The organism is Variovorax sp. W2I14 (assembly GCF_050435205.1).
Taxonomy (GTDB): Bacteria; Pseudomonadota; Gammaproteobacteria; order Burkholderiales; family Burkholderiaceae_C; genus Variovorax; species Variovorax paradoxus_C.
Genome location: NZ_JBNDJX010000001.1, coordinates 2849174 through 2861072, shown reverse-complemented (window position 1 = coordinate 2861072; position 11899 = coordinate 2849174). Strand labels below are relative to the sequence as shown.

The 11899-nt window shown below is 65.0% G+C and carries 17 protein-coding genes; 1 reads left to right on the top strand and 16 read right to left on the bottom strand.

Annotated elements, in window-relative coordinates:
* The first annotated feature begins 175 nt into the window (after nucleotides 1-175).
* Entirely contained in the window at nucleotides 176-1444 is a 1269-nt protein-coding gene (locus tag QF040_RS13355) for a tyrosine-type recombinase/integrase (protein ID WP_429611426.1), read from the top strand.
* On the opposite strand, the gene QF040_RS13350 is transcribed toward QF040_RS13355, so the two are convergent.
* From QF040_RS13350 to QF040_RS13275, 16 genes are all read right to left on the bottom strand, one after another.
* Nucleotides 1434-1727 (bottom strand): hypothetical protein, encoded by a 294-nt coding sequence (locus QF040_RS13350; protein ID WP_429611425.1) that lies wholly within the window; start codon nucleotides 1725-1727, stop codon nucleotides 1434-1436. The two genes, QF040_RS13355 and QF040_RS13350, sit on opposite strands and share 11 nt — an antisense overlap.
* Entirely contained in the window at nucleotides 1724-2800 is a 1077-nt protein-coding gene (locus QF040_RS13345) for an RNA-directed DNA polymerase (RefSeq protein ID WP_429611424.1), read from the bottom strand. The genes QF040_RS13350 and QF040_RS13345 overlap by 4 nt, the downstream gene beginning before the upstream one ends.
* A 314-nt stretch (nucleotides 2801-3114) precedes the next feature.
* A complete protein-coding gene (locus QF040_RS13340) occupies nucleotides 3115-3474 on the bottom strand; it encodes a four helix bundle protein (protein ID WP_429611423.1) in 360 nt (119 codons plus the stop codon).
* Nucleotides 3475-3514: 40 nt separating this feature from the next.
* Nucleotides 3515-4015, bottom strand: a complete 501-nt coding sequence (locus QF040_RS13335) for a hypothetical protein (RefSeq protein WP_429611422.1) — start codon at nucleotides 4013-4015, stop codon at nucleotides 3515-3517.
* A gap of 60 nt (nucleotides 4016-4075) precedes the next feature.
* Nucleotides 4076-4633 (bottom strand): DUF1566 domain-containing protein, encoded by a 558-nt coding sequence (locus tag QF040_RS13330; protein ID WP_429611421.1) that lies wholly within the window; start codon nucleotides 4631-4633, stop codon nucleotides 4076-4078.
* A 43-nt stretch (nucleotides 4634-4676) separates the two neighbouring features.
* Nucleotides 4677-4928: a helix-turn-helix transcriptional regulator gene (locus QF040_RS13325; RefSeq protein ID WP_429611420.1), complete on the bottom strand. Its 252-nt coding sequence runs from the start codon at nucleotides 4926-4928 to the stop codon at nucleotides 4677-4679.
* Nucleotides 4925-5110 (bottom strand): hypothetical protein, encoded by a 186-nt coding sequence (locus QF040_RS13320; RefSeq protein WP_429611419.1) that lies wholly within the window; start codon nucleotides 5108-5110, stop codon nucleotides 4925-4927. The genes QF040_RS13325 and QF040_RS13320 overlap by 4 nt, the downstream gene beginning before the upstream one ends.
* Nucleotides 5107-5544: a hypothetical protein gene (locus QF040_RS13315; RefSeq protein ID WP_429611418.1), complete on the bottom strand. Its 438-nt coding sequence runs from the start codon at nucleotides 5542-5544 to the stop codon at nucleotides 5107-5109. Before QF040_RS13315 ends, QF040_RS13320 begins: the two co-directional genes overlap by 4 nt.
* A gap of 48 nt (nucleotides 5545-5592) precedes the next feature.
* Nucleotides 5593-6069, bottom strand: coding sequence for a hypothetical protein (locus QF040_RS13310; protein WP_429611417.1), 477 nt, complete (start codon nucleotides 6067-6069; stop codon nucleotides 5593-5595).
* Between the two features lies 1 nt (nucleotide 6070).
* Nucleotides 6071-6805, bottom strand: a complete 735-nt coding sequence (locus QF040_RS13305) for a hypothetical protein (RefSeq protein ID WP_429611416.1) — start codon at nucleotides 6803-6805, stop codon at nucleotides 6071-6073.
* Entirely contained in the window at nucleotides 6802-9066 is a 2265-nt protein-coding gene (locus QF040_RS13300) for a ParB/RepB/Spo0J family partition protein (protein WP_429611415.1), read from the bottom strand. Before QF040_RS13300 ends, QF040_RS13305 begins: the two co-directional genes overlap by 4 nt.
* Nucleotides 9067-9085: 19 nt before the next feature.
* Complete coding sequence (locus QF040_RS13295; protein ID WP_429611414.1) at nucleotides 9086-10051, bottom strand: hypothetical protein; 966 nt, start codon at nucleotides 10049-10051, stop codon at nucleotides 9086-9088.
* Nucleotides 10048-10524 carry a hypothetical protein gene (locus QF040_RS13290; protein ID WP_429611413.1) on the bottom strand — a complete coding sequence of 159 codons (477 nt, stop codon included), beginning with the start codon at nucleotides 10522-10524 and terminating at the stop codon, nucleotides 10048-10050. The genes QF040_RS13295 and QF040_RS13290 overlap by 4 nt, the downstream gene beginning before the upstream one ends.
* On the bottom strand, nucleotides 10521-11216 hold the full coding sequence (locus tag QF040_RS13285) for a hypothetical protein (protein ID WP_429611412.1): 696 nt from the start codon (nucleotides 11214-11216) through the stop codon (nucleotides 10521-10523). Before QF040_RS13285 ends, QF040_RS13290 begins: the two co-directional genes overlap by 4 nt.
* On the bottom strand, nucleotides 11213-11587 hold the full coding sequence (locus QF040_RS13280; protein ID WP_429611411.1) for a hypothetical protein: 375 nt from the start codon (nucleotides 11585-11587) through the stop codon (nucleotides 11213-11215). Before QF040_RS13280 ends, QF040_RS13285 begins: the two co-directional genes overlap by 4 nt.
* Nucleotides 11584-11769 carry a hypothetical protein gene (locus QF040_RS13275; RefSeq protein WP_429611410.1) on the bottom strand — a complete coding sequence of 62 codons (186 nt, stop codon included), beginning with the start codon at nucleotides 11767-11769 and terminating at the stop codon, nucleotides 11584-11586. The genes QF040_RS13280 and QF040_RS13275 overlap by 4 nt, the downstream gene beginning before the upstream one ends.
* Nucleotides 11770-11899: the final 130 nt, after the last annotated feature.

The window sequence follows — 11899 nt, the reverse complement described above, 5'->3', positions numbered from 1 at the left end:
TCGTTGATCCTATTGGGGAAACGGCCAATCGGGCGGCGTGCTTTTTGTCCATCGACACTTTTCAAAACTCTTCTAAACTCGCTGGGTTGGCGTAGCTTTTTCCTGCTTGGCCGCTCAAAGTTACGCCGCTGGGGCGAACCGGTCATCAGGAAAGCTACGCCGCTGGAGTGTGGCAATGCAATTCGATGCCCGAGCAGCCAAGCTGCTGACGCCTGGCGCGCACATTATGGTGGACGGGTGCCAAGGCCTACGCCTGGAGGCCAGCGCGTCCAAGCGCTCCTGGATCTACCGGTTCAAGTCCCCTGTCGACGGGCGCATGCGGCAGAAGAAGATTGGGGAGTGGCCGGCCGTCAGCCTGGCCAAGGCTGCGGTGGCCTGGGAGGCACTGCGGGACCAACGGAACGCCGGTACTGATCCGGTCCTCGAGACTCGGGCAACGGCGGCCGCGAAGGCCGCGCCGGCCAGCCGGGGCTACACGATCCGGCAACTCTGCGACGACTACCTGAATGGCCACATCAAGAAGCATCGCAAGGCCAAGGGAGCGAAGGAGGTCGAGCGCCTCTTCACCAAACGCCTCGATGCGATCGCGCACAAGCAGGCCGCGACGCTCACCCGTGCCGATGCCTTCGACCTGTTGGAGAAGCAATCGGGCACGCCGGTGAGCACGGCCTCGCTCCGAGGTGAGCTCGCCGGCGCGTGGGATCACGCGCTCGATGCCGGCCGTCTTCCCGACTCCTCGCCGAACTGGTGGCGCCTGATCATGCGCGGTCGGCTGCGAAGCAAGGGCAGGAAGATCGAAGGGAAGTATGTGGGCACCGCGAAGCGATCGCTGAGCCAGGCCGAAACGGGCGAACTCATCCGCTGGCTGCCGAACTTCTCTCGCACGATCGATGATGCGATGACGCTCTACCTGTGGACGTGCACGCGCGGGGCCGAGATCTGTGCGGTGGCGGCGGATGAGATCACCGAGGAGGACGACGGGCTCTGGTGGACCATTCCGAAGGCGAAGACCAAGAATGCACGCCACAAGGACGCAACCGACATGCGGGTGCCATTGGTTGGCCGGGCGGCGGTCGTGGTGCGCCGGCGCCTGCAGGACGCCGGCAAGAAGGGGTATCTTTTCCCCGCGGACACCGAGCTCGGGCACACCGAGCAGAAGGTCTTTCAGACCGGCGTGCACTACAAACAGCCTTACTCGAAGACGAACCCTAAAGAGGTGCGTACTCGGCTACCCGTGTCGCATTGGGCGCCGCATGATCTTCGGCGCACGAGCCGCACGCTCCTGGCCTCAATGGGCTGCCCGGATGCCGTCGGCGAGGCGATCCTCGGGCACATGCTGCCGGGAATGATCGGGGTCTATAACACCTACGAATACGACAAGGAACGCCGGCATTGGCTCGCCGCGCTCGACGTCAAGCTCGAGCAGCTTGCTTCTACGAGGTGACCTGGTCGTCGTCAGCGTCTCGCCCGAGCTGCATCTTCGGTGTGTAGCTCACTCGGGAATAGCGCCTAGTGAGATTGCTTTCAACTTCGCCTGCGGTTGTCCACCCTGACTGAGGCGCAACGACACACACAAAGTCCGCTGAGTCGCCCGCATCGCAAAGATTCGTGCAACGGTGCACGTCGGTGCCGTCGCGCGTGACGTAGTCACCTTCAGCAAAGCGCCCACCTGCTTCCATACGGTGGACCGGCGTTATCTGAACAACGGGAAGATGGCTGGTCTTCATGTGGCGATTCTCCTTCTAAAAATCCGGGTGAGGTTGCCGTCGACCGCGTGGCCACGCTTGAGCAGGGCCCGGGCGATCGCCACCTGGTCCTGGTGGCTCTGTTCTGCCTGCCTGGCCAGACCGAGGTAGCTGTTGCTGGCTGCGTAGATCTCCGGTGGCGGCATCGTCTCGAGGCGGTGCAGCGCCTGCCTGACGGTCCTTGGACGCGTCGTATGACGCCAAGGCTTGATCAGGTGCCCCACGAAGTCGATGCCGCGCTCCACGGGCTGCAGGATGGTCTTCCTCGGATTGAGCCTGGCGTGCAGTTGCTCGGGCAAGAACGCGGCAATGCGCTGGTGTGCCTGGTGCAGCCACTGGGGTGACTCGTGCAGCAGCACAAAGTCATCCACGTAGCGCACATAGCGGCGTGCCTGTAGCCGGTGCTTCGCAAACTGATCCAGGGCATCCAGGAAGACATTGGCGAAGAACTGGCTGCTCAGATTGCCGATCGGCAGGCCGGTGTCGGCGGGCGCGTTGAACAGGCTCTTGTGCGGCGCTACCTGGGCCAGCAGCGCCGGCGGGCTGCGCACGTCGACGTCGACGCGCGGGTCGTGGAAAAGCACCAGGTGCGTGAGATCTCGCCACCAGGGCTCGTGCACGCGTCTGCACAACTGCTCGAAGAGCACGTGCTTGTCGATCGCCACGAAGAAGTTGGCCAGGTCGCACTTGAGATACCACGCCGGGCGGCTCCAGTTCTGTGTGACGGACCGGACATCGTGGGCAAGCCGAGTCGCGGCGTAGAGCGTGCCTCGACCCGGAATGCAGGCACTGCTGCTCGCGACAAAGCCGGCATGAAAGCGCGGTGAGATCTGGTTGTACAGGAGGTGATGGACGATGCGGTCCCTGAAGTCGGCGGCCCACACCTCCCGATGCTTGGGACGCGTCACCACGAAACAGATGCTCCGCCCTGGCTTGTAGGTGCCTTCGAGCAACTGGTCGTACAACTCGCCGAGGTTTCGCTCGACGTATTGTTCGAAGGCGAGGGCGCTCCCTGTGTTGCGCTTCGTGCGGCGGCAGTCCAGCCACGCCTGCACGAGATCCTCGAAAGAAAAAGGGGCCCCGAAGGGCGTTGAATCTGCGGACGGCTCGAACTCGGCCCTCGTAGCTCTTGTCGTTGTTGTTCTGGTTGCCGTTGTTGAAGTTCTGGTTCCAGGCGTTGTTGCGAGAGAACTGCGTCGGTGCTCGCTATCTACGTCGCCCTGTCGAAGGCCGGAGCCGATCGGCGGGGTAACTGCATCGGACCACAGGTCGCCTTGGCGATGGGTATCCGTTACATGCATGTCGGTGCCCTCGTGAGGCAGCGGCGAGACCAGATTCAAAAAGCGCGCGGGCGTGGCCACCGTGGCGGTCACGCAGCAGGCGCTGCGGTGCGAGAGTGCTTCAGCCAGCCGCCGGCCTGCTTGCCGATGCGGTTGCTCAGTTCCACCGATGCCGCCCACTGGCCGTGCGAAATGAAGCGCTTGTCGTGCGCCAGTCGCAGCAGGAGCTCGACGACATGCTGGTGCTCGAGCAGCTCGGTGATGTGCGGCACCTTGTTGCGTGCTGCATTCGCGCGGCCGATGAGCACCAGCATGTCGATACAGCCGTTGTGGATCTTCCCGCCGAGCGAGGCCTTGACGTTGCGCGGCATGTTGTGCGTGATGTCGGTGGCCAGGCTGAGGAGATCTGTCGCGAGCTTGTAGAGCGGCAGTTCGGTGTGGATGGTCATTTTGCGAACGGCCGGCGCTTCGCGCCGGCGAAGGATTGAATTACTGAATGACTAATCTGCGGACGGCTCGAACTCGGCCCTCGTAGCTCTGGTCGACGCCGCGCTGGCCGCCGTGGCAGAAGTCCTGGTCCCAGGCGTCGTAGCGAGAGAACTGCGTGCTCGACCAGTACCACCGCGGCTGGAACAGCTCCGGCGTGCGGGCCCACAGCAGGCGCATCTCGCGGATGCTCGGGATGTAGAAATCGCGGTGGCCGTCGATCACCAGGCTGCGAGCCCACGTGGCGATCGGGTGATCCGTCTTGCTGCCGGCCAACGCGATGGTGTTGGACAGGCCATCCCATTGGTCCTGGGCGCCGGGCTCGTCGACGTCGCGGCCGCCCCAGGCGATGTTCTCTTTCTCGCCTTCGGGTCCAGTGGCCGCGATCAAGTACCAGCCGGGCTTGCCGCTCTGACCAGGTACGAAATCGACGACGACGCCCCCCTGGCCGGGCCAGACTTCGCCGTAGCTCGGCGGGGTGAGATTGCGCTGTGCTTTGCTCATTTGAATGCTTTCGAAAAATGGCCGGCGCTTCGCGCCGGATTGAATTACTGAAGGACTGAATCACTCAATGAGGAATCTGCGGACGGCTCGAACTCGGCCCTCGTAGCTCTTGCCGTGGCTGCCCTGGTAGCCGTAGCCGAAGCCCTGGAACCAGGCGGCGTAGCGAGAGAACTGCGTGCTCGACCAGTACCAGGCGTCGTCGAACGCGTCGGGCGCGCCGGCGCGGAAGCCGTCGATGCCGGTCTGCGCCGGCAGCGAGGCGGTGTAGGGGTAGCCGGCCGGCACGCTGCTCGGGTTGTCGCCAGCTCGGTAGACGTAGTTGGTCTCGGTCGTCGGCTTGTAGTGGCGGTACAGCAGCTCGAGCTCGTCGCGGCTCGGGATGTACCAGTCCTTGTGCCCATCGATCTCCAGGCCGGTTGCCCACAAGGCTACCTTGATGCCCACGTCGGCCATGGCCCGGGTGTTGCCCAGTCCATCGAAGCAGCTGGTGGCGCCGGCGACGACGGCGTTATCCGGCGACCAGGCGCTGATGCACTCGCCTGGAGTTTTGGGCGCGACCTGAAGGCCGTAGAGGGCTTCGCCGATGCGAATGACGAGTTGCGGACGTGGCTTGCTCATGATGGTGACTTTCTTGGTTGCGGGAAGGGACTGACCCGAGGGGTCAGGGATGGGAATGCGATGCCGCGGGTTGGCGCCGGCGGCTGCCGGTGTTCGGCGGTGGCGGGAGGTCGGAGACGGGCCGGGCCTCGGCCCACTCCTCGACCTCGCGCACCAGCCATGCCACGCGGCGGCCGGACAGCACGCGAGGCTTCGGGAACTCGTCCTCACGCACGAGCTTCTCGACGGTGGTCTCGGACAGGGAGACGAACTCGGCGACCGCCTGCTTGTCGAGGTAGAGCGGGCGGGCGGTCATTTGTCTTCCAGCGGCTGCATGGTGCTGTCCATGCCGTCGACCTGCTTGTCGGTGAGGTCCGGTGCGAGCTGCGGCGCCTGGCCCGCGACCTGGCGCACGCGGCAGCCTTCGCAGCCCTTGCGGAACTCGATCGGGTTGTTCCCGCGGCAGGCGGAGCAGATCGGTTGGTAGGTGGCGCTCATGCGGCGCTCCGATCACGCTCGATGACTCGGCCGCCGGCGGCACGAACGCGGCCTGTGGCCAGGTCGAGGGCCTTGGTGGCCTCGGCCGAGCTCAACTGCTCGAGCTGGAACCGATGCAACTCGACAGCCGCTTTGACGTCGTCGAGCTCCTGGTAGTACAGGGCGGTGGGCGCCCATTCGCCCGTGGCCATCGCGCGCAGCTTGATGCCCTGCAGCGCGCGCTCGGCGGCCTCGAGGTGGCCGCGCATGCCGCGGACGACGCCTTTGTCTTCAACGGCGATCGCGATCTCGACAGCGCTGGCCAGCATCGACCAGTCGAGCTCAGAGGCGACACCTTCGCGTAGCGCCTTCATGCTGGCTTCAATCGGGCCGAGCACATGGCCGAGCTCGGCGGCGGTGAGACGCGTGACCTGTCGCACGACCAGGCTCATCATGTGCGGGCACAGGTGCGAAGCGCACGCGGCGGGGAGGGCGGCCGTGGCTCATTGCTCGACTCCGGTTGCCTGCCCGAGAGCCGTCTTCGCCAGCGAGATTGCTTCTTGGTTGCTCGGATCCTTGAGCACGGCCTGCAGCACGCTTGCCAACATTTCGCGCTCCTGGCGGAGCTCGGAGCACAGGTCCGCATAGCTTTGTTCTGTCTGCAGCTGCTCGGGCGTGGCGGCTTCAGCACGCATTTGCACGAACTCGGCGGCCGCGGCGTTCCACGTCTTCGCGGCCTCTCGATACGTCGCCCGGTAGAAGCCCTCGGGCGGCATGTATAGCGGGCATCCCCCTGAGACGATGCCGTCGTCTGGCATGCAGACCAGCGGATCGCCATGTGAACAGCACACGGCCTTTGCGGCCGTCCCGTCCTCGGCGCGCTCCCACATCTCCGAGCGAGAGCCACAAAGCGGACAGGCGGTCAGCGCCTGGCCATGCAGAGCAGACTCGATCATCTTGAACGCGGTATCGATGGTCATATCAGTCCACCGTCGCGGGATCTGCCCGCTTGAGCCATCCGCTGCGGGTGTCCCCGAGGCGCTCGTCGAGCTGCTCTTCGGTCTCCGGCCACAAGTGGAAGTCGTTGACCAGGCGCAGGTAGAGCTGGTGCCAGAAATGGCGGATCACCGTATCCGGATGCTTGTAGCCGACGATCTCGACCGCGTGCATGAAATGCATCTGGTAGTGGTGGGGCAGCGCGTCAACCTGGCGCAGGTAGTCGTGCACGTGCTGTTGCATGCGCTCGCTCCAGTGGTCGAGATCGTCAGGGCCATCCAGCGACGGCCCGGTGAACGAGCCGCCGTTCTCGTCGATCGGATTGGCAAGGACCTTGCCGTCCATTGCAGACAGCAAGATGCATCGCCGGTACCACCGCAGCAGCATCTTTGCCCCACCCCCGTACTTCGCCAGGCCGTCAGGGCCTCGGATCGCAGCCAGCAGCACGCTCTGCTGCATCATGGAAATCGAGTGGACCCACGGCTGTGTGACCGGGCCGGGAGTGCGGGCCTTGGGGAGCTCGGCTGCGTCGTCATTGATGGTGACACCCATGCTGCCCCGCGGCGCGCATTTGTGCTCCATGTCCCAGATCAGCCCGAGGAGTTGCTGGGCACGGCCGTAGCCGATTTCCGCGCCGATGCGATGCAGGGTGCCGACGTGTGCTGCGTCGCGTTCATCGAATGGGTTGTCGCCGAGGAAGGGGTAACGATTGGAGGTCATGCCAGCACCTCCAACACGTCAGCCTCGAGCTCGACCAGCTTGGGGGCTTTCTTCGGCTTGGCCAAGTTGACGATCCACTTGGTACCGCCGGCGACGGCACTCTTCAGCTTGCCTTCCTTGCCGAAGTACTCGGTGTGGAGTCCGGCCATGAGGGTGCTGCGCACTTTGACCCGCATGCCTTCCTTGAGCTCGACGGCCGGCTCAGTGCGCTCGCTCGGATTGCGGGGAAATGGCCACAGTGCGGCCGCAACCACCTTCACCGATGCCGCCGGCATTGTGGGATCGTTGCCGTCTGCGAAGGTCACCCGAACTTTGCCGTTGCTCAGGACTGCAGTGACAGTGCCTTCCTCCTCGTGATAAAGGCTGTCGACGTCGATCACCATGACCCGATCGCTCACCTGCGGGGCCTCGGATGCCTCCTGCCCCTCCACTGGCCCAGCATCAAGCTCTTGCAGCGCGGCAGCGATGCTCGCTGCTGCCTCTTCCTTCGTCGTCTTGCCCTTGCGCGCGGGCGCCGCAGGCTTCGACTTCGATTTTTCTCCCTTCGCACTTCCCTCCGGCTGCGCAGCCAGGTCCTCGCCGGCGGGAGCTTGTGGAGCGCGCTCGGCGCGGATCTGCGCCTGCACATCTGCCTTGATCGCGGCGAGATCGAGCCCTAGCAGACTCGACAGCTCTTCAATAACCGGCGCGGAGTCGTCGACCATGCACTTGCCGTCTTCCCAGTCGTTGCGGCAGTTGCGATCGCCTTCGAGCAGAAGAAGGAGGACTGTGTAGCCGACCTGGTTGTCGTCGAGCGAACGCACCGAAGACTGGACGAGCTCGTCATCGCAGTGATATCCCTCCAGCTCGAGGACGTCACCCAACGTTCCCTCGTTGCATCGCTGATCGACGATGGAGATCTCCAGCAGCACGCGCCGCAGAAGGTTTGCGCTGAGCGACTGGATCTCCCCGGCCAGAATGCGCGGCTTGATCGCGTCGGTGGCTGCTTTGCGCCAGCGATCCTGATAGTCCTCTGCCAGCTGGAGGGCGTCGCGCTCTGCTTGGCGTTCTTTGTCCTTCGCCAGCTGCTTGGCCATCTGCTCGCTGACTTTGCCGCCGTTGGCTTTCCGCTCGGCTTTTTCGGCAAGGGCATCGGGCACGATCTCCCGCACTTCGCCGTTGTGGGGATTCACGAACAGCTTGACCTTGCCCTTGAGCTCACGTTCCGGCAGTGCCGTGCGAATCTCATCGTCCAGGTCGGTGTAGCCGTGAAGGTACGTGTCCCACCGGTGGGGCTGCAGTTCGAGCGCTTCCTTGCCCTCGATGACTTCCATGCCCTTGGCCTTCGCCCGGGCGATCAGCTGTTCGCTATGAGCAGCTGCCTTCGCATGGAAGCATGGCGGGTCGGTGCAGACGTCTGGACCATCGACGTCCGCGAACAGATCGGGGTTCGCGCCGGTGCGCTTCGAGCAGCTCGGGCAATCTCCTGCAGCGGGCACCAGGCTCGCGTCGGTGATCGTGAAGCGCGCGGCCGAAAGCTTCAGCATGACGTTCTGCTGCACCCAGGTCTGCAGCGCTCGGTAGCTCAGCCGCGGCGAACCCTGATGGTCTTTCTCCATTGCGGCCTCCAGGGCCTTGATCTGCAGCTTCTCGTCGGGGATGCGTGCGATGAGCAGCGCCTTGCTGCCGTCGATCTCGCCGGCGCGCAGTGCCTCGCGCGGGCCGCTGCTCAGGTCGAGCAGCTTCATGCGGCCGTAGACATAGCTGCGGCTCTTGCCGATGCGCTCGCCCACGAGCTCCTTGGCGAGGTTGGTCTCGTCGCAGAGGCGCTGATAGCCCTCTGCCTCCTCAAGCTCGGTGAGATCGTCGCGCTGAAGGTTCTCGACGATCTGGATCTCGAGCACCTCCTGATCGCTCAGCTGCCGGATCATCGCGGGGATCGTCGTCTGCTGTGCTGCCTTGCTGGCCCGGTACCGGCGCTCGCCGGACACGATCTCGTGTGTCGGCAAGGGCATGCCGTCGCCGCGGTTGCGGAACGTGTCGTCGAGGCGGTTGCCCGGCAGTGGCCGCACCAGGATGGGCTGGTGGACGCCGCTGACCTTGATGCTCTCGGCCAGGTCGAGCATCTTCGCCTCGTTGAACGCCTTGCGAGGGTTGGTCAGGCTCGGCGTGATCCGCGACAGGTCGAGCATTGCAAACTGCTCGTGGGAGGCTGGCTTCTCGGTCGCGGGTTCGTCCAGGAGGACGGCGCCGGTATCCGAAGCAAATTCTTTCATGGACATGGTGACTTGACTCCGCGGCTCAGGCCGCATCGGTGAGCCGGGGCGGCTCGGTGAGTGGGGAAAGGGGGAGGGCGCGGGTGACGTCGAAGAGCTGCTTGCGCAGCTGCAGGACCGCGATGTAGCCGAGCAGCAGGGCGAGCTCGGCCTCACGCAGGCTGAGTGCGTAGAGCGCGCTTAGCTGCTCGGGATCGAAGTCCGCGTCAAAGGTGGCGTCGCCGGCCACGTAGTCCTGGCCAGCAGGGCGATAGAGCGCGTCCGAGACCGTTCCGAGAAACGTCCTCAGCCCTGTCGCTTCGTCGTTGGTCAGCGGAGAAACGTTGTGCAGGTCCACTTGCCAGAAACGACGGTCGTGACATCCCGGCCGAATGGCATCCACGTGCCCGCTGGCGTGAACGATGTGCAATGGTCTTGGGCTTGCAGAGGCTTCGGGAGGCTGCCAGTCGGGGAGGGCGTACCCCACATGGCCGTCCACCAGGTGGCGTATCAGCGCGCCGCCCTTGAGCGCGGGCTTGAATACCGCCGTGATGTTCGTCCGATGGATGCCGAACTTCGCGGAGATCTCGAAGTGGTTCAGGAAGCCGCCGAAGGCACGCAGGTGCTCGATCACCTTGTGCGGCACGCTGCCCTGGTGCGGGCGGTATGGCTGCTTCTCACGGTGCACCGTGGGGAACTCGCGGGCTGGGCCGGCCTTCTTGGCCACGGGCGCCGCGAGCGGTGGCACCGACAGGTTCGAGAGCGGTTGCTCAGGTGGAGCGGGCTTCGACACGATGGCTTTCGGTGCCGCGGGATCGCGCTTCTGTCCGCTGAAGAGGCTCGGCAGGGCCATCGCGTCGTATGCGCCCGGACGGCTCGATCGCATGCTCAGGTGCTCGCCCATGTAGACACCGGTCATGGCCGAAGTGCGCGGTGCGGCCACCGTGCAGACAATCGGCTCGGGCCCGGCCTCGACGGCCTGGTCGTGCGCAGCTTGGAGAGGAGAGGTCACACGCACCCCACTTCCTCGTACGCCAGGTGCACGGCACGCATCGCGCGCGCGTCCTCAAGCGCGTTGTGCGGCACCAGCGATGGCGCGTCGAGATCTCTGCGGACCTCCATGGTCAGGGCCGGCGTTACGAGGCGCGTCCCGGGCCCGGTGATCAGCACGCGGCAGAAATGCGCGATGTCTTCGGGCCAGTCGGCCACCAGGTGCACCGCCTCGTAGCTGGAGAGCCATTGCGCGAGCGCGAACTGCATGCGGTGCAACGACCAAAAGTCGCGCGGATGCATGAACGGTGTAGACGTCGGCGCCCCGTCAGCGCGGTGCATGCCCAGCACCGGCAGCACGTTGCCGGCGACCCATGCGGCGGGTTCGGCGCACGGCAGGTAGTGATAGAACGATCTGCCCGCCTCGTCGACCAGTGCCAACGAAATCAGTTCGCCCTCAAACCCGTTGAACTCGGTGTCGATCCAGATCCTCATGCTGGCACCGTGACTGTTGCGCCGGAGATGCCGGACTCGATCGACAGGAACTCGCCGAGCACCAGTTGCTGCAGGTGGCGCACGTCGTGGTTGTTCGCGATGACCAGGTCAGGCGAGAACCGGCTGCCGTCCGTGGCACTGATGTGCGCGCCTTCGGAGGTTGTGCTGCTGTCGATGCCCGGGCGTGTGATCTTCCAGATGTAGCCCTCGAGCATGCGCACCGTGTCCGCTTCGTTCTGAAAGCGGCAGTCGGTAATGACGAAGCGCGTGGCGCCGTCACGCATCTGGTCGACGATGCGTTGCAGTAGCTGGCGTGACCAGTAGTGCGGATGCGTGGCGCGCCGGTACTCCGTGCCCCACCACTGCAGGATCTGACGCGGCGTGCGTGGCGTGTCGAGCCACTCGTCCGTCGGCTGGCCTGTGCCGTTGCGCGGGATGTCGACGCCGCCGAGCATCATGCCGGCGATCAGCGCACGTGGTGCCTTCCGAAGCGACAGGGCGCTCATGGGGTGGTTCTTCGTGCTCGGGTGCGCGAGGTGGATGATCTCCACGCCGAAGCCATTGGCGACTTCCCCGCGCAGCGCGTCGGCGAAAGCTACCTTTCGGAAGCTAAGGTGTGCGACCAGGAGGTCGGCGACGGTGTCCTTGCCGACGCCGGCGTAGCCGGTCAGCGCGATGATCTGCTTCTTCATTGATGGGCCTTTGAGGACGGGTGGAGATCCACGGCCTGGACGTGCGGCAGCACCGTGTGCACGTCGTGGAAGGTCGTGGTGAGGGTGACGTGTGCGCCCTTCTTGAGGGTCGCGGCCTTGCGCTCGGCCTGCTCGCGGGTAGCCTCGCTGAAGACCTGGCCAGCGTGGATCGTTCGCTTTGACCCGCTCAGCGGCTTCAGGTCCAGGCAGAGCACGGGCAACGGCCGTGCGTCGACACCGACGAGCTTCACGCGGACTGAAGCGTCCGCGATCAGCTCGCCGTGGATCTCGAAGATCATTTCGTTATGCGCGCCGTCGTCGAACATGTCGGGTTCGAGGACGGGTGCAGACGTCTGCACGGCGGCACTCATGGCGTGACTCCCGGCATGTCGGAGAGCGCGAGGGCGAGCGCGGTCAGGCCGAAGACGGCCACGACGAAAAGTCCGACCAGCGCACGAGCGAAGTCGCGCATCAGGTCGAACGGCGAGCGCAGCGGGTCGTCGCGGCGCGCGGCAAGCTTTTCGAGCTCGATGGGGTCGAGGAGCCGTCTCATGGCGTACTCCCTGTGGTCTTGGCGATGGCGGCGCGAGCTGCGTTCCACGCTGCGGGCGTGCGTTGGTCGAGCTCGGCCTTCATGTTGGCCACCTCCGAAACGGCTTCCGGATCTCGCCGAATCGCGCAAC